The following is a 16,813-nucleotide window of genomic DNA, read 5'->3' as shown; positions in this document are numbered from 1 at the left end:
GATAAATTTAGTAAAATTAGCGCATCGGAAAATAAATGAGGTGCTCGCCATGTTTCATTGTCCAAAATGCCATTTTGCCGCTCACGCCCGAACAAGTCGCTATTTTACAGACACGACCAAAGAGCGTTATCACCAGTGCACAAACATTAACTGCAGCGCGACGTTTGTCACCACTGAGACAGTGGAGCGTTTTATTGTGTCGCCTGGTGAGGTAGTGCCAGCGCCGCCGCATCCGTCCACGTCCGGACAGCAGCAGATCCAGTGGATGTGAATAACGAAAAGCCCCGATGTCCTTGGGGCAATTAGCAATGTACGTGGTAAACATTGAATTTGTTATTGATCAACGCGAAGTAGTGCATGTCATATGACAATGTAAGAATTGGGATTCAGTATATATTCTTTTAAGAACCTGAGTACCTGCATCATTCGTGATATGATCATTGCTAATGAAATTTAGTTTTTTTTGACTTATTGTAATCCGCCGAAAAAAAATGTACTGTGAAAAGCCATGAGATTTAATGATCCATAGACCCGTTACTGACACATAAGTCAAATATTGTTAAATATGGGAGGGTAAATGAAAGTCTTTTTTAGTTATTCACAAAATGATAAAGAAGTAGTGAATAGGGTTAAAGAGCGGCTATATAAAAACGGATTCAATGTTTTTGACCAAAACAATGATGTTAGTACAGGTTCAAATTTATTAAGCGCTATTAACAGCGCTATAAACGATTCGGATGCTTTTTTATTCTTCATATCTAAGAATACAGAAAAAAGCCATTTGATGCAGCAAGAGATCTCTCTTGCTGTATCAAATAAATTAAATGGAAAGGAAATAAAGCTCATTCCGATTAAACTTGATGAGACTGTTGAAATCCCATTTTTTTTAAAAGATTATTTTTATTTGGATGCATCTGGCCCTTCAGGTTTTGAAGTGGCAATGGAACAGCTCATTACTGATTTGAGGAAAGAAAATAAATCATCCATCAAAAATGATCAAGCAATTAAATTTGAAAAACTTAAAATTGAGAGAGAGTTATTTCTTATTGAGAGTATTCAGCGAGACGAATACGAAAAATATAAAACTCGGCAGATTTCATTCATAACGGCAATGGTTGTAATGGTTTCGTTGTTGATTGCGTCGCTAGGTGTATTTGGTTATTTTATAAATATAAATAATTATTATTTTGAATTACTCGTCGCATTCTGCATTGGTGTCTGCGTCTCAATGTTTGCTGCTAACAGTTTTATGAGGCAAAAAAATCAAAACACTGATGAAGTCTTAAGAAAAATAAATGAGCTCAATGAATTAGTGAGGAGAATGGAGGCTCGTAATGGCAAGTAATTTGGAATTCAATCCAGTTATTCTTGAACGAGCTGCTGAGCAGTTGAGGCAGGAGAAAGAGACTTTCAATCAAGCGAAATTACATGATCACTCTTGGTTTAAGCTTCGCCTGACAATGGGTTTTGCTTCAGTTATTTTGTTAATAGCAGTAATGTTAATATCTACGTATATTCTGCTAAATAACATTGATTTCCCTTCTTCCGTTGTGACTGCTGCAGGAGCATCGCTGTTTGTGGACGTTTTAGGGATGCTTACTGGAGTTTGGAAGATAGCACTTAATCCAAAATCTTTATCGAAATTAGAACCCACAACACAGTCTTCTATTCCAGATGCGTTACAATGATTTTAATTTTGAATAAGAATATTTAATGTGAAAACACTAAGCTATGCTCAGGTAAGCAAAATGTTGTGAGAATTAAGAATGGATAGTTAACAGTATTGAAGTTGTTAGTAAGTGTCAAGCAGATTTAATGCATCTGCTGCTAAATTGATTACAGGAGGCACCATGAACATTCCAATGTCTCGAGATCCGAATCGTTCGATCTCGAAAGATCCTTTCAGAACGATATCAATCGACCCGCGAAGAACAATTTCAATTGATCCTAATAGAACTATATCGATAGACCCTTTCAGAACGATATCAATCGACCCGCGAAGAACGATTTCACTTGACCCTAATAGAACTATATCGATAGATCCCCACAGGACTATATCTATAGACCCACGAAGAACAATCACGTGCGACCCAAACAGAACTATAAGTATTGACCCAAATAGGGTAATGAATATTCAAGGGGATTATATTTTTAATCTTGAAAAAACACCCATTGGCTTTACTTTTAGTGCAAGTGATAAGATTAAGTTATTATTTGACCCAAAATGTGTTTGGACAGGATTTGCGGTGTCAAATAATCGTGGGGGTTATAACCAATTCAGTATTAACAAAGAATGGGTTTCTTTCTGGGTACCAACAAGGTCAGGTAATTATAATATATTTAATTTAGAGAGGAGATGGTTATTTTTTACAACCTAAGGTGTTCTTTCGAACTCTACAAATGCTGAGCTATGCTTGTTCGATTTATATTCAAGCCCCGCATTCGCGGGGCTTCTCATACCGATGAGGTCAATGTGTGGACGCAGAATGAAATAAATCCTTTTATTTCATTGTGTTGAAGCGTTATAAAAAGCTCCTGCGGGAGCCTTTTTCATTCTGTTTGACAATCCCTCACCATTTAGTTGTATAGTGCAACTAAATGGTGAGGACATAACATGCACAGCGAAACCCCGGTAGTCAGTGTTATTCGACGTTCCTCGCGCCTGATGGTGCGAGAGTTAGGTTTTATGGGTTCTACCCTGGCCTCAACGAATTATTCGCCTTCGGCCGTCCATACTCTGGTCGAAATTGCCCTACGAAAAGAGATGACGGCGAGTCAGCTGGTACAGCTGCTGGGCCTGGAAAAGTCCAGCGTCAGTCGGATGCTGGCTCGCCTGATTGCCGCAGGCGAACTCGAGGAGGTCATTTCTACTGAGGATGCGAGAGCAAAGAGCCTCAGGCTGACCGCGAAGGGTCACGAGACGGTCAGTAAAATTAATACCTTCAGCAATGAGCGCGTGGTCACAGCAATAAAGCGTCTTGCTCCTGCCCAGCAGCTGACCATTTCTGAGGGTCTCTCCCTTTATGCCAATGCGCTGCTGGCGTGTCGGGAGGCGGGCAACGATATGCAGCCCGATGAGCTGAAGATAGTGCAGGGGTATATCCCGGGCATGATTGGCCGTATCGCGGAGATGCATGGCAGTTATTATTCGCGGGAGCATAATTTTGGTCGCTTCTTCGAGGCCAAAGTGGCTTCGGGGCTGGCTGAGTTTAGTGAAAGACTGGAGAAGCCCTGTAACCAGATTTGGCTGGCAGTGCTCAACGACAAAATTGTCGGCTCGGTGGCGATCGATGGCGAGGATCTGGCGCCGGGTGAAGCCCATCTTCGCTGGTTTATTCTTGATGATGGCTGCCGGGGGCACGGCGTGGGGAAAAAACTGCTGAATGAAGCCATGCGGTTTTGCGACAGCGCCGGTTTTTCAGCTGTGCACCTCTGGACGTTCAATAAGCTGACCGCCGCCAGGCGTCTGTACGAGTCGTATGGGTTTACGCTGGTAAAAGAGTGGGAAGGCGATCAGTGGGGAAGCCTTATTACAGAGCAGCAGTTTACCCGGCACAGCGGCGCGTAATCGCCATCCTAAAAAAGGCTCCTTTCGGAGCCGCTTTGGTATCAGAACACTTTTTTATACGGCCTCACCGTCACTTTTGCATACACGCCCGCTGCAACGTACGGGTCTGCGTCAGCCCAGGCCTGAGCGGCTTCCTGGGATTCAAACTCAGCAATGACCGTGGAGCCGGAGAAACCGGCAGCACCCGGATCGTTGCTGTCTACTGCGGGCATGGGGCCAGCGGTCAGTAATCGGCCTTCATCCTGAAGCAACTGCAAACGTGCCAGATGCGCAGGGCGCACAGACTGGCGTTTTTCGAGCGAATCAGCAACATCTTCAGAGTAAATCACGTAAAACACGGCGAAGCTCCTTAACCGGTAAAAGTGTCAGTTACGTTATGTGAAAGGGCAAACGACTGCAATGTAAAATAAAAACAATGTTAATACCCTGATCTGTATGCGCCTTTTTTGGCCTCTCGGGCGCTAAAATTGCGCCAGAGCAAAGTGCCTTATTGAATATGATTGCTATTTGCATTTAAAATCAGGGTTCGGTTTTTTAACGTTGATGACTATGACTTCGATGACCCTTGATTTACCTCGCCGCTTTCCCTGGCCGACGCTGCTTTCTGTCGTGATTCACGGTGCCGTTGTGGCGGGTCTGCTGTATACCTCGGTTCATCAGGTTATTGAAATGCCCGCGCCCGCGCAGCCGATCTCGGTGACGATGGTCTCGCCAGCGGATCTTGAACCGCCGCAGGTTGCCCCTCCGCCGCCACAGCCGGTGGCTGAACCGGAGCCAGAACCCGAGCCCGTTCCGGAGCCACCGAAGGAAGCCCCGGTGGTGATCCACAAACCTGAACCGAAGCCAAAACCTAAGCCGAAGCCAAAGCCGGTGAAGAAGGTCGAGGAGCGTCCGAAACGCGAGGAACGTCCGGTTGAACCGCGCGCGACCCAGCCGGTCGAAAATGCAGCGCCTTCACGTCCGGTGATGAACAATACGGCAACGACGTCAAAGCCAACCGTAACCGCGCCAGCGGGCCCGCGCGCCGTAAGCCGCAACCAGCCTCAGTATCCGGCGCGAGCTCAGGCCTTGCGTATTGAAGGGCGCGTACGGGTGAAATTTGACGTCACTGCGGATGGCCGCGTGGATAACGTGGAAATCTTGTCTGCGCAACCTTCTAATATGTTTGAGCGCGAAGTGAAATCTGCCATGCGCAGATGGCGCTATGAACCAGGCAAGCCGGGCAGCGGATTGATCGTCAATATTGTTTTCCGCCTGAACGGCGGGGCGCAGATGGAATAAAAAAAGCCTCCGAAAGGAGGCTTTTTTTTGCCTGTCGATCAGGCCTGCGGAAGTTGACGAGGTTTACCCTCGCTGTCCACGGCAACATAAATAAACAGCGCTTCAGTGGCCTTATAGCGTTGCCCAATCGGCTCAGAAGAGACTTTCTTCACCCAGACTTCGATGTTGATGGAAATGGAGGTATTACCGCGCTTCACGCAGCGCGCGTAGCAGCAAACCACATCACCCACCGCAACCGGGCGCAGGAAGGTCATGCCGTCCACCCTCACGGTGACCACGCGCCCGTGGGCGATCTCTTTTGCCAGAATTGCGCCGCCCATATCCATCTGCGACATCAGCCAGCCGCCAAAAATATCGCCATTGGCATTGGTGTCAGCGGGCATTGCCAGTGTGCGTAAAACCAGTTCGCCCTGAGGGGCGTTAGTTGTTGTCATTGTTTTAACTCGTATCGGAAGACTTCAGGCGGGATGCTACTATGATTCGCGTGCGGAGAGAATAGACCAGAACGCCCGTCGTTGACGTTCTGGTCAGTCAGTAATCAGTGGTTGTCGTCCTGCGGCATATGACGATAGATGTATACGCCGCTTAATAGCGTGAAGATAAGCGTCAGCGCAGTCAGGCCAAAGACCTTAAAGTTGACCCAGATATCCTGCGGCAGCCAGAAGGCGATATAGATATTAGCGAGACCGCAGAGAATAAAGAAGATTGCCCAGGCAGTATTCAGACGCGACCAGACCACCTGCGGCAGCGTTAGTTCTTTACCTAACATGCTCTGGATAAGGGGCTTTTTCATGAACCATTGACTGAACAGTAATGCTGCTGCAAACAACGCATAAATAACAGTCACCTTCCACTTAATAAATTCAACATCATGCAAGGCAATGGTCAATCCACCGAACACCGCCACTAAGATGAACGTAATAAGCGCCATTTTTTCGACTTTGCGATAGCGAATCCAGCTGTAGATCAGCACAACGGCGGTCACAACGATTAATGCTTTTGTTGCAGCAAAAATGTCGTACAACTTATAGACAGCGAAAAACACCGCGAGCGGTAAAAAATCAAGAAACTGCTTCATTCTGTGATTCCATCTTCTGAGCGGGGCGGGAGACAGCGATGCCCCCGCCTCGGGATTACTGACGAATTAACATATACAGGCGGAACAGATAGACGAGCAGTACCGCTGAAATGAGATTGCTCAGCGTATTCGCCACCACGGCGCCGACGTTAGGCGTTAATACCGCAAAATTCGGCGCAAACAATAACAGCAGCGTTTTGGCCAGTAGCCAGCCGATCACGGCGGGCGCCACCAGACGCATATTAGCCCATGCCATTCTGATGCTGCTGCGCATCGCTGTAAAAATTCCCATCTTATCCTGCACAACCATCACCGGCGCAAATGCGAGCACGATAGCCAGTAAAACGCCCGGCACCACGACCAGCATAATCCCCATTTGCACCAGCATCGTGGTTAAAAAGATCAGGATAAACAGCTTAGGTAAGACCGGTGCACTCGCACCAATCGCGCGTAAGGCGCTGACGCGGTGACCCGCCGATACCAGCTGAATCATCAGCAAAACGCCGCCCGCCAGAATTGCATTACCAATCAGGCCTGAGAACGTGGACGCGGCAGAGGCGCGCAGCAGGATTTGCTGCTGCTCCGGCGTCATATTTTGCACCAGCTCAAACAACCCCACGCTACCCGCAAGATGGTCGCCCTGGCTCAGGCTGGCAATCTGTTCTTCACTCGGTGAGAAGGCATGGCCCAGCACCACCGTGATAAAGGCGCAAAGCAACGCGATCAGTAAAAAGGTAATGAACTGATTGCGGAAAAAGTTTCCCGTGTCACGGTAGACAGACTTCGCCGTGATAGACATGCACTCTCCTTGAGTATTGCAGGTGTTAATTAGCCGGCAATTGTACACCGGATGCACCTGCTGTGGCAGCATCAAGGCTTGTATGGAAAAGCATATCTTTGTAAAGCGGCGGTAATCCAACCCGCGCGCGGGCGCGGTTACAGGCTTCGTTGACCTGGCCATCTTCCCCCGACATGGCAAATTCCCGGCACGGACTGGGCCGATCCTCATAGATGGAACATCGGGTAGAGACCCCAGGCTCACCCTGGAGCGCCACACAGCGGGCCTGCTTTTGGTTCGTGCCGCTCATGCAGCGCAGAAAGGGGGTTAACGGCTCAGTAAGATGAACCGGAACGGTACCACCGCCATCGCTGGCTTCGGCCCAGTAGAAAGAGACTCGAAAATACGCACAACAGGCTCCGCACGTCATGCACGGGTTGATATCACTCATGGCACACCTGCAAAAGAAGAACGCATCAAATCAATTTGTGAGAGCGATAAATTATCCAGCCGCCAGAGGAAGAGCAAGAGGGGGAAAAGGGAAAATTTTGTAACCGTGAAATGCCAAAAATTGACATGGAAACAACTTATTGGTTTTGAGTGCGTAACAAAAAATTAATCCAGATCAATGAATGTTAAGTTACTGGTTTTAATGTGATCTGTGGCAGATCACTTATTACTCTTTTGTGAGTATATTCTCATCCGCGATTAAAACCACAACGATGGAGCGGATATGAAAAAATTAGCGGTGGCAGCCCTTGTATTAAGCAGTCTCTCTGGCGGCGCGTATGCGCATGAAGCAGGCGAATTCTTTATTCGTGCCGGTTCGGCTACGGCTCGCCCAACTGAAGGTTCGGATAACGTGCTGGGAATGGGCGGTTTTAACGTCAGTAATAACACCCAGTTAGGTTTAACCTTCACCTATATGGCGACGGATAACGTGGGCGTTGAGCTTCTGGCCGCAACGCCGTTCCGTCATCGCGTGGGCCTAGGGCCAACCGGTGATATCGCCACGGTTCACCATTTACCGCCAACGCTGATGGCGCAGTGGTACTTCGGTGACTCAAGCAGCAAGGTGCGTCCTTATATTGGCGCCGGTGTGAACTACACCACCTTCTTTGATGAGAAATTCAACGATACCGGTAAAGAGGCGGGTCTGACGGATCTCAGCCTGAAAGATTCGTGGGGCATGGCGGGGCAGGTTGGCCTGGATTATCTGATTAACCGCGACTGGCTGATCAACGCCTCGGTCTGGTATATGGATATTGATACGGACGTACGCTTCAAGGCGGGCGGCCAGCAGCAAAGTATCAGCACTCGTCTGGATCCGTGGGTGTTTATGTTCTCTGCGGGTTATCGTTTCTGATTCCCCGTCAAACTGGCCACAGGGTGGCCAGTTTGCTTTGCTCACGTCAAAACGACGGATAAACCGGCCGCTCATCGAGCTTTACGCAGTGCCTCAGGATCGTTTCCCCATCATATAAATAGCTGAAAGCGTCGCTGGATACGGAATGGAAGAGAATATCGCCGTTGGCAAACGGGATCATTTCGGTATCACCCGCACGTTTATGCCCCGCACCGGTTTCAAAATGGCCGCGCCACCGTTCCTGAGTGTGGTCATAAACGTGCAGAATAACCTCGACAAGTCCTCTTTGCGGACAATTAAGACGCAGGAAAGTAGAAGAGAAATTCAGGGACAGCGCGTGGAAGGGAATCAATAAGGCGAAGACCAGTAAAGCTCGTAAATACATCAAACCGCGAAAACCTCCTTCAAAAGGGAAATGAGATTTTACTTAAGTCAAAAATCGCGTTTTTGCCGTGGATCAAGATGTCTTATAATTCAATACGATAAAGGCCCCTGACGAGGCCTTTAGCGATCATTTTTGAATCAGATAGCGAATGGTTGGGCCATCCTGCTGGATATCCAGCACCGTATAACCGTGGTTTTTCGCATCCAGCGGTATGTTGTTGATGGACTGCGGGCAGTCGCTGACCACCTCCAGAATTTCACCTTTCTTAAGCTGCGGCAGCGCTTCAAGCGTAGCCACCGCCGGATATGGACAGGGCTCGCCAACCATATCCAGACGATAATCAGGCACGATCTCTTTCATGCTGCATTCTCCTGCGTTTCTGTTTTAACGCCCGCACGGCGGAAGAAACGTCTCTCCTGTGCGACGACCAGTAAAAAAGCGACCAACAGCAGGGCGTAGGTGACGAGCAGGCCGCCGAGAGGCCCGAAGGTATTCAGCAGGTTGACCTTGTCCCAGCGGGTGGCCAGGACGGGAGACACGTCATCCCAGCAGTACGCCAGGATCGTCGAGCCAATCACATTGCCCAGACCCACCCACCAGTAGTGCACCTGACCTTCGACGGCGCGATACATCCAGCCGGTTTCACACCCGCCAGCCAGCACGATCCCGAAGCCGAACAGCAGGCCGCCAATGACCGCGTTAGGACCGGCCCACATGATTTTCGGTTCGACGCCCAGTTGGACATAGCTGAAGATGCCGATGGCGCTGACCGCCATCCCGGCGATAATCGCCTTCGCCATCATCGTGCGCCCGGTGATCCACATATCGCGAAACGCGGAGGTGAAGCAGATCTGCGCGCGTTCAATGAGCAGACCAAAACCCACACCGAACAGCATCGCCAGACCGAGCTTAGGCTGGTTCAGGGCTGTGCAGAGCGCCCATGCCACCATGGCGAAAAAGACCAGCATTCCGAGGCGGAAGCGGCGGCGGGCCTGAGAGGGTTTCTGGGTTAAAGGAGACGCTGCGCTGACTTTTGTCATTTTCACTGGAATACGAAACAGCGGCAGCAGGGTGAATTTTGCGCCAAAGTAAGAGCCGATGGCCGTGGCGACGGCAAAGAACCAGGCGTGAAGCGAAAACTGCGGGATCCCGGTAAAGAAGGCGGCAAGGTTACACCCCATCGCCAGACGCGCGCCGAATCCGGCAATCATGCCGCCGACAACCGCCTGCAAAATGCGGATCCGGCTTTTGGGCATACGCAACTTAACGTTATTTGCCCACAGCGCGGCCGCGAAACAGCCGCCGAACATGCCGATAATCATCATCCCGTCGATGCGGGTAAGCGGGGTGCCGTCCAGATGAATGAGTTTAAAGTAACCCCACTCTTCGGCATGCACGCCAGCGAGTTGCAGCAATTGACCACCCCAGCGGGTGAACTCGCCGGTCACGGCCCAGAAGGTGCCGGTAATGCCAAAATAATAAGTAGAGAGAATGCCTGCCGCGATAACGGCCGGAACGGGTGACCAGAACTTAACCAGGTAAGCCTGTTTGAAGGATTGCCATGACATGAATAAGCCTCTGAACTCAGAAGGATTAAAGATAAAAAAGAGTCCAGATCATACGCTTACATGACAGTTTGAAAAGCCATTCACACCGAAAATATCGATAGGATCAATTTTGATGTCATTCTTTGTTGAAGACGGGGAAGAAAGGCTAACCGTCTGGCAGGGATGCCAGACGGTGGAGGGGTCAGACTTTACGCGTCGCCGCCTTCATGGCGGTCACAAACGCCTTCAGCTCGGCCAGCATCTGCTCGGGCTTGTCCACGTTCTTCTCGATGATCTTCACAATCGCAGAGCCGGAAATGGCACCTGCAGCCTTCGCGTCAATCGCCGCGGTGACCTGATCCGGAGAAGAGATCCCGAAGCCCTGCAGCGGCGGCGCGGCATGGTACTCGGCCAGCTTTTCCACCAGATGATGCAGCGGCAGGGCCGCTTTATTCTCGGCACCGGTCACGCCTGCGCGGGAGAGCAGATACGTGTAACCGCGCCCGTAAGAGGCTATCTGGCGCAGCAGTGTGTCATCGGCGTTCGGCGGGCAGATGAAAATCGGGGCGACGTTGTGACGCATCGCCGCCTGGCGGAACGGCGCGGACTCCTCGACCGGCACGTCGGCGACCAGAACAGAGTCGACGCCCACGCGTGCGCACTCGGCGTAAAATTCATCGATACCGCGGTTGAACACGAGGTTGGCGTACATCAGCAGGCCAATCGGGATAGTGGGGTGCTTCTGACGGATCGCCGCCAGCATTTCGAAGCACTGGGTTGGCGTCACGCCCGAAGCAAACGCGCGCAGCGTCGCATTCTGGATAGTCGGGCCATCCGCCAGCGGGTCAGAGAACGGGATCCCCAGCTCCAGCGCATCGGCACCGGCTTCAATCAGGGTGTCGATGATCTTCAGCGACTGTTCAGGGCCCGGATCGCCCAGGGTGACGAAGGGAACGAACGCGCCTTCCTGGCGGGATTTCAGTTCTGCAAATACGTTATCGTAGCGTTCCATCAGATTTCCCCTCGTGCTTTCAGAATATCGTGAACGGTGAAGATATCTTTGTCACCGCGTCCGGAAAGGTTGACCACCAGCAGCTGCTCTTTTTCCGGATTGTCTTTCATCATTTTCAGCGCATGGGCCAGAGCGTGTGAAGACTCCAGCGCCGGGATGATCCCTTCGCTGCGGCACAGCGTTTTGAACGCTTCCAGCGCTTCGTCATCGGTAATGGAGACATAGTCCGCACGACCGGTGCTGTTCAGATAGGCGTGCTGCGGCCCGACGGATGGGAAGTCGAGGCCAGCAGAGATAGAGTAAGACTCTTCAATCTGGCCTTCATCGGTCTGCATCATCGGGGATTTCATGCCGAAGTAGATCCCCACGCGGCCATGCTTCAGCGGCGCGCCGTGTTCACCCGATTCAATGCCGTGACCCGCAGGCTCGACGCCAATCAGACCCACGCGGGTGTCGTTGATAAAGTCTGCGAACATACCGATGGCGTTAGATCCGCCGCCGACGCAGGCGATGACTGCATCCGGCAGACGACCCTCTTTTTCGAGGATCTGCGCTTTGGTCTCTTCCCCGATCATGCGCTGGAACTCACGCACGATGGTCGGGAACGGGTGCGGGCCCGCCGCGGTACCGAGCATATAGTGCGCGGTTTCGTAGCTGCCAGACCAGTCTCGCAGCGCTTCGTTACAGGCATCCTTCAGCGTCGCGGAGCCGCTGTGCACCGGGATCACTTCCGCACCCATCAGACGCATACGGAAAACGTTTGGAGACTGACGCTCAACGTCTTTCGCCCCCATATAGATGCGGCATTTCAGGCCGAGCAGGGCGCTGGCGAGCGCCGAGGCCACGCCGTGCTGGCCTGCGCCGGTTTCGGCGATGATTTCGGTTTTGCCCATACGCTTCGCAAGCAGCGCCTGGCCCAGCACCTGGTTAGTCTTGTGCGCGCCGCCGTGCAGCAGGTCTTCACGCTTAAGATACAGCGTGGTTTTCGTGCCTTCCGTCAGATTGCGGCATTTGGTCAGGGCCGTTGGGCGGCCTGCATAGTTTTTCAGCAGGTCGGTAAATTCCGCCTGAAATGCCGGATCCTTCTGCGCGCTCACAAACGCTTCTTCCAGCTGGCGCAGCGCGGGCATCAGGATTTGCGGGACGTACATCCCGCCGAACTCACCAAAATACGGGTTAAGTAATGTCGTCATCTTCTCTTCCTTAATATGCACGCAGAGTTTTAAAAACCGAGGCCAGTTTGCTGGCATCTTTACTACCCGGCTGGGACTCTACGCCTGAATTGAAATCGAGGCCTGCGCAGCCGGTTTTCGCGGCTTCTACACAGTTATCCGGGCTTAATCCGCCCGCCAGCAGGACGTTGTCCAGCTTTTCGCCGTTCAGCAGAGACCAGTCAAAACGCTGGCCGGTTCCGCCCTGGCCGTTATCGAGGACGTATTTATCCACGTGGTTAAGGTTACGCGGGGGCAACGTATCGTCAACGCGTTGCGCTTTCCAGATCTGTACCTGCGGCGCCAGCGTGGCGCGCAGGGCATCGATATAGGCCTGATCTTCATCGCCGTGAAGCTGTACCGCGCTCAGGGATAACGCGTCGGCTTTTTCAACCACCTCGGCGATATCCGCATTGCGGAACACGCCAACATAGCTGAGTGGAGCCGCGGCGATGACCTTACGCGCCTGCTCTTCGCTGACCGCGCGAGGAGAGGAATCCACAAAAATCAGCCCGCCATAAATCGCTCCGGCTTCATACGCGGCCTGGGCGTCCTGTTCGCGGGTTAAACCGCAGACTTTGTTTTCACCCAGCAGCACGCGACGTACTGCCGCATTGAGATCGTCATGTTCCATCATGGCGGAGCCAATCAGGAAACCGTTGGCGAAGTGGCTCAGCTCGCGCACCTGGGCGTAGCTGTTAATGCCGGATTCGCTGATGACCGTGACGCCAGATCCCAGACGCGGCGCCAGCTGGCGCGTGCGGTTCAGGTCAATGGACAGGTCACGCAGATCGCGGTTGTTAATGCCGACCACTTTGGCTTCCAGCGCAATCGCGCGCTCCAGCTCCTCTTCATTACTCACTTCGGTCAGCACGCCCATTTTCAGGCTGTGCGCGACGGCAGAAAGCTGGCGATACTGCTCGTCGTCAAGCACCGAGAGCATCAGCAGGCAGGCGTCGGCCTGGTAAAAGCGCGCCAGCCAGATCTGATACGGGTCGATAATAAAGTCTTTGCACAGGATCGGCTGCGGCGCGATGCCGCTGACGATCGGCAGAAAATCGAAGCTGCCCTGAAAATATTTCTCATCCGTCAGCACGGAGATAGCGGACGCATGATGCTTATAAATGCCGGCAATGCGTGCCGGGTCGAAATCGTCACGGATAACGCCTTTGGACGGGGACGCTTTTTTACACTCAAGAATAAACGCGGTGCGCGCACCCTGCAGGGCGTCATAGAAACGCCGGCTGCTCGGGACGACGTCGTTCTGGAAACTGGCAAGCGGCTGCTGTTGCTTGCGGGCTTCCACCCAGATGGCCTTATCGGCAACGATTTTCGCTAAAACGGTCTGCATTCTTTACCCTCTTGCCGCAAGTGCGGTAACGCGATCGTAAGCTGCACCGGAGCGCAGTACATCCAGAACTTTTTGAACGTTGGCCTTCAGGTCTTCCTCACCGTGCAAACGCATCAGCATGGCGACGTTGGCGGCAACGGCGGCCTCATGGGCGACCTCTCCCTTACCTTGTAATAAGCGCGTCAGAATGTCACGGTTTTCTTCCGGGGTACCGCCGGCCAGCGCTTCCTGGTGATACGGGCTTAACCCAAAGTCAGCGGCTTCGAGCTGGTAGCTCAGGATTTCACCGTCGCGCAGTTCGGCTACCAGCGTCGGCGCATGCAATGACACTTCGTCCATTCCGCCGCTGTGCACCACGGCGGCACGCTGGTAACCCAGCACGCGCAAGGTCTCGGCAATCGGCAGGACCAGTTCCGGACTGTAGACACCGATCAGCGCCAGCGGCGGATGGGCCGGGTTGATCAGCGGGCCGAGCACGTTAAACAGCGTGCGGGTTTTCAGCTGCTGACGAACCGGCATTGCGTGGCGGAAACCGGTGTGATACTTCGGTGCAAACAGGAAGCAGACGCCCAGGTCATCCAGCGCTTCACGGGAACGTTCGGCGTTCATATCGAGATTAATGCCGAATGCCGCGAGTAAATCAGACGAGCCCGACCGGCTGGAAACGCTGCGGTTACCGTGCTTCGCCACCTTCAGGCCACACGCTGCGGCCACAAAGGCGCTGGCGGTTGAAATATTGATACTGTTGCTGCCGTCACCGCCGGTGCCGACGATATCGGCAAACGGATAGTCCGGGCGCGGGAACGGGGCGGCATTTTCCAGCAGGGCCGTGGCGGCACCGGCGATCTCCTGTGGGCTTTCGCCGCGCACCTTCATGCTCACCAGCGCGGCTGCGAGCTGTTCTGGCTTCAGCTCACCGCGAACCACGGCGGAGAAGAGCTGGTGGCTCTCCTGCTGGCTCAGGGTTTGCGCCTGATACAGTTTTTCCAGAATCGGCTGCAGGGTGTTGGTCTGCTCCAGCTTCTGTAACGCCCAGTCGAGCGTCTGCTCCAGCAGGCGGGCGCCATTGGAGGTCAAAATAGATTCCGGGTGGAACTGCATCCCGCAGACGCGATCCGCATCGTGGCGTACCGCCATCACCATCCCTTCAAACGAGGCGTTGATGGTCAGCCCGGCCGGAATGTTGCTGCCGACCAGCGAATGATAGCGCGCGACCGGGAGCGGATTCGGCAGCCCGGCAAACATCGCCTGGCCGTCATGTTCAATGCTGGACGCTTTACCGTGCAGGATTTCACCTGCCTGGCCGACGTAGCCGCCGTAGGCTTCCACAATCGCCTGATGGCCGAGACAGATGCCGATAATCGGCAGCTTGCCGCGCATGCGGGTCAGCAGCTCCGGCATACAGCCCGCTTCGCTCGGTGCGCCTGGCCCGGGGGAGAGCATCAGCACCGGGTTTTGCATGGTTGCCAGACGGTCAATCAGGGTCTGCGCCGGGACGTGGTTGCGATAGATAACGACGTTATGGCCATTCGCACGCAGCTGATCTGCCAGGTTATAGGTAAAGGAGTCGATATTATCGAGCAGCAGAATGTCAGCCATCAGAAAATCTCCTGTGCATGGTGTGCGGTAGCAATGGCGCGAAGGACCGCACGCGCTTTGCTGCGCGTTTCGTCAGCTTCAGACTGCGGAACGGAATCAAGAACAATCCCGGCACCCGCCTGGACGGTGGCAATACCGTCTTCGACATAGGCGGAGCGGATCACGATGCAAGTATCGAGGTCACCGTGGGCCGTAAAATAGCCCACCGCGCCGCCGTAGCTGCCGCGACGGCGTCCTTCGGCGGCGGCAATCAGCTGCATGGCGCGCACTTTCGGCGCACCGCTCAGGGTGCCCATGTTCATGCAGGCGCGGTAGGCGTGCAGCACGTCGAGGTCGTGGCGCAGCTCGCCCACCACGCGGGAGACCAGGTGCATCACGAACGAATAGCGGTCGACTTTAGTCAGGTCCGCCACGTAGCGGCTGCCCGGGGTGCAAATACGGGCCAGATCGTTACGCGCCAGGTCAACCAGCATCAGGTGCTCGGAGAGTTCTTTATGGTCGGTACGCATTTCCAGCTCGATGCGGCTGTCGAGATCGCGATCCAGCGAGCCGTCTGCGCGACGTCCGCGCGGACGGGTTCCGGCGATCGGGTAAATTTCAATCTGGCGGCTGGTGGCGTCGTACTTCAGCGAGCTCTCCGGCGAGGCGCCGAACAGCGTGAAGTCGTTGTCCTGCATAAAGAACATGTACGGGCTTGGGTTGCTCTTTTTCAGCACGTCGTAAGCGGCCAGCGGGGACGGGCAGGGCAGAGAGAAGCGACGGGACGGTACAACCTGGAAAATTTCCCCGGCGCGAATCGCCTTTTGCATCTGGCGAACCACGGCACCGTACTGATCGTCGGTCTGGTTAACGTCACAGGTCATCTTCTCGACGCGCTGCACCGGTAGCGCAGGCGGCGCTTCCGTCATTTGCTGCTGCAGTTGGGCAATGCGGTGCTCCAGACGGGTTTTCTCAGCGCCAGAAGGCGTGAACAGGCTGGCCTGAATGCGGGTGTATTGTTTCTGATGGTCGATCACCAGCAGGGTTTCGGCCAGATAGAAGCAATAGTCCGGGCAGCGATTGCCCTGCTCGGTTTCCGGCAAATCTTCAAATCCCGCGACCAGGTCGTAAGCAAACAGCCCGCCAAAGAACATCGCTTCACGCTCATCGTGCGGAACGGTGACCAGGTTTTGCAGCAGGCGGAAGGCATCAAAGACGGACAGGGAACAGAGGCGCGCGTCTTCATCTAACAGTTGGCTAACCGGCGGGAATTGCAGAATGCGCATTTCCGGATGACGTTCATTTTCGATGCCTGAAGGCAGGGCGGCATCCAGCAGCGGCAGCAGCGATGCGCCATTGTCTGACAAAGCCTTAATAGTGACAGTGTCACCTAAGGCGGTAATGCGCAACGCGCTGTCGACCAGCAGAAGGCTTTTCAGATCGTCCTTGCTGTCGATGTCCGCAGATTCCAGCAGCAGCGTTGCCGGGCGAGCCCCGCACACCTGATGAAACAGCGCGGTCGGGTTGTGGCGATAGGCCGCCTCGCAGGTCAGCAATTCGAGATGGGGTTTGGCTGTTTGCATGTTGGTGTTCTCATTTATTCTGTTCAAAAAAAAGCCCGCTGAGTAGCGGGCGGGTATCTGTTTGCATTTCGCAGA

The 16,813-nt window shown here is 53.3% G+C and carries 20 protein-coding genes and 1 other annotated feature (1 of these 21 only partly in view); of the genes, 7 read left to right on the top strand and 13 right to left on the bottom strand.

From position 1 onward, the window contains the following. Nucleotides 1–49 precede the first annotated feature (49 nt). The 4 genes from PI91_RS24805 (at nt 50) to PI91_RS15365 (ending at nt 3,568) form a co-directional block, all read left to right on the top strand. The gene (locus tag PI91_RS24805; protein WP_071580361.1) at nt 50–271 is read left to right on the top strand and encodes a DNA-binding transcriptional regulator; all 222 of its coding nucleotides are present in this window, start codon (nt 50–52) and stop codon (nt 269–271) included. Between the two features lie 306 nt (nt 272–577). Beyond that, a complete protein-coding gene (locus tag PI91_RS15375; protein ID WP_039266539.1) occupies nt 578–1,345 on the top strand; it encodes a toll/interleukin-1 receptor domain-containing protein in 768 nt (255 codons plus the stop codon). Then, a complete protein-coding gene (locus tag PI91_RS15370; RefSeq protein ID WP_039266538.1) occupies nt 1,335–1,688 on the top strand; it encodes a hypothetical protein in 354 nt (117 codons plus the stop codon). Before PI91_RS15375 ends, PI91_RS15370 begins: the two co-directional genes overlap by 11 nt. 926 nt (nt 1,689–2,614) lie before the next feature. Continuing rightward, nucleotides 2,615–3,568: a helix-turn-helix domain-containing GNAT family N-acetyltransferase gene (locus PI91_RS15365; protein WP_039266537.1), complete on the top strand. Its 954-nt coding sequence runs from the start codon at nt 2,615–2,617 to the stop codon at nt 3,566–3,568. A 41-nt stretch (nt 3,569–3,609) separates the two neighbouring features. On the opposite strand, the gene PI91_RS15360 is transcribed toward PI91_RS15365, so the two are convergent. Then, nucleotides 3,610–3,906 carry a YciI family protein gene (locus PI91_RS15360; protein ID WP_008502794.1) on the bottom strand — a complete coding sequence of 99 codons (297 nt, stop codon included), beginning with the start codon at nt 3,904–3,906 and terminating at the stop codon, nt 3,610–3,612. A gap of 220 nt (nt 3,907–4,126) precedes the next feature. On the opposite strand from PI91_RS15360, the gene tonB reads away from it, so the two are divergent. Then, nucleotides 4,127–4,849: a TonB system transport protein TonB gene (tonB, locus tag PI91_RS15355; RefSeq protein WP_023617069.1), complete on the top strand. Its 723-nt coding sequence runs from the start codon at nt 4,127–4,129 to the stop codon at nt 4,847–4,849. Nucleotides 4,850–4,887: 38 nt separating this feature from the next. Here tonB and yciA read toward each other — a convergent pair whose 3' ends face one another. The 4 genes from yciA to PI91_RS15335 form a co-directional block, all read right to left on the bottom strand. Further along, nucleotides 4,888–5,283, bottom strand: a complete 396-nt coding sequence (yciA, locus tag PI91_RS15350; RefSeq protein WP_008502796.1) for an acyl-CoA thioester hydrolase YciA — start codon at nt 5,281–5,283, stop codon at nt 4,888–4,890. Nucleotides 5,284–5,387: 104 nt separating this feature from the next. Further along, nucleotides 5,388–5,927, bottom strand: a complete 540-nt coding sequence (locus PI91_RS15345) for a septation protein A (protein WP_028018783.1) — start codon at nt 5,925–5,927, stop codon at nt 5,388–5,390. A gap of 55 nt (nt 5,928–5,982) precedes the next feature. After that, nucleotides 5,983–6,726, bottom strand: a complete 744-nt coding sequence (locus tag PI91_RS15340; RefSeq protein WP_039266536.1) for a YciC family protein — start codon at nt 6,724–6,726, stop codon at nt 5,983–5,985. A 25-nt stretch (nt 6,727–6,751) separates the two neighbouring features. Continuing rightward, the gene (locus PI91_RS15335) at nt 6,752–7,156 is read right to left on the bottom strand and encodes a YkgJ family cysteine cluster protein (RefSeq protein ID WP_021240310.1); all 405 of its coding nucleotides are present in this window, start codon (nt 7,154–7,156) and stop codon (nt 6,752–6,754) included. Here PI91_RS15335 and PI91_RS26185 point away from each other — a divergent pair. After that, entirely contained in the window at nt 7,049–7,324 is a 276-nt protein-coding gene (locus tag PI91_RS26185; protein WP_162790894.1) for a hypothetical protein, read from the top strand. The genes PI91_RS15335 and PI91_RS26185 overlap by 108 nt on opposite strands. Before the next feature lie 114 nt (nt 7,325–7,438). Then, nucleotides 7,439–8,071 (top strand): outer membrane protein OmpW, encoded by a 633-nt coding sequence (gene ompW, locus PI91_RS15330; protein ID WP_008502800.1) that lies wholly within the window; start codon nt 7,439–7,441, stop codon nt 8,069–8,071. A gap of 46 nt (nt 8,072–8,117) precedes the next feature. On the opposite strand, the gene PI91_RS24800 is transcribed toward ompW, so the two are convergent. The 8 genes from PI91_RS24800 to PI91_RS15290 form a co-directional block, all read right to left on the bottom strand. Then, nucleotides 8,118–8,456 (bottom strand): hypothetical protein, encoded by a 339-nt coding sequence (locus tag PI91_RS24800; protein WP_071530987.1) that lies wholly within the window; start codon nt 8,454–8,456, stop codon nt 8,118–8,120. A gap of 126 nt (nt 8,457–8,582) precedes the next feature. Continuing rightward, on the bottom strand, nt 8,583–8,816 hold the full coding sequence (yedF, locus tag PI91_RS15320) for a sulfurtransferase-like selenium metabolism protein YedF (protein ID WP_003856774.1): 234 nt from the start codon (nt 8,814–8,816) through the stop codon (nt 8,583–8,585). Next, complete coding sequence (gene yedE, locus PI91_RS15315) at nt 8,813–10,024, bottom strand: selenium metabolism membrane protein YedE/FdhT (protein WP_008502802.1); 1,212 nt, start codon at nt 10,022–10,024, stop codon at nt 8,813–8,815. The genes yedF and yedE overlap by 4 nt, the downstream gene beginning before the upstream one ends. A 181-nt stretch (nt 10,025–10,205) precedes the next feature. After that, the gene (trpA, locus tag PI91_RS15310; protein ID WP_021240309.1) at nt 10,206–11,015 is read right to left on the bottom strand and encodes a tryptophan synthase subunit alpha; all 810 of its coding nucleotides are present in this window, start codon (nt 11,013–11,015) and stop codon (nt 10,206–10,208) included. Next, entirely contained in the window at nt 11,015–12,208 is a 1,194-nt protein-coding gene (gene trpB / locus PI91_RS15305) for a tryptophan synthase subunit beta (RefSeq protein WP_039266535.1), read from the bottom strand. Before trpB ends, trpA begins: the two co-directional genes overlap by 1 nt. Nucleotides 12,209–12,218: 10 nt before the next feature. Continuing rightward, the gene (trpCF, locus tag PI91_RS15300; RefSeq protein WP_008502805.1) at nt 12,219–13,577 is read right to left on the bottom strand and encodes a bifunctional indole-3-glycerol-phosphate synthase TrpC/phosphoribosylanthranilate isomerase TrpF; all 1,359 of its coding nucleotides are present in this window, start codon (nt 13,575–13,577) and stop codon (nt 12,219–12,221) included. A 3-nt stretch (nt 13,578–13,580) separates the two neighbouring features. Next, nucleotides 13,581–15,176: a bifunctional anthranilate synthase glutamate amidotransferase component TrpG/anthranilate phosphoribosyltransferase TrpD gene (gene trpD, locus PI91_RS15295; protein WP_039266534.1), complete on the bottom strand. Its 1,596-nt coding sequence runs from the start codon at nt 15,174–15,176 to the stop codon at nt 13,581–13,583. Further along, entirely contained in the window at nt 15,176–16,738 is a 1,563-nt protein-coding gene (locus tag PI91_RS15290) for an anthranilate synthase component 1 (protein ID WP_039266533.1), read from the bottom strand. The genes trpD and PI91_RS15290 overlap by 1 nt, the downstream gene beginning before the upstream one ends. A 25-nt stretch (nt 16,739–16,763) precedes the next feature. Continuing rightward, nucleotides 16,764–16,813: a sequence feature (Trp leader region), on the bottom strand; it runs 44 nt beyond the window's last position.

This window comes from Enterobacter sp. FB, assembly GCF_000805795.1.
GTDB lineage: Bacteria > Pseudomonadota > Gammaproteobacteria > Enterobacterales > Enterobacteriaceae > Enterobacter > Enterobacter roggenkampii.
Note: the sequence above shows the minus strand (reverse complement) of the source record. Positions and strands in the feature narration are given on the sequence as shown.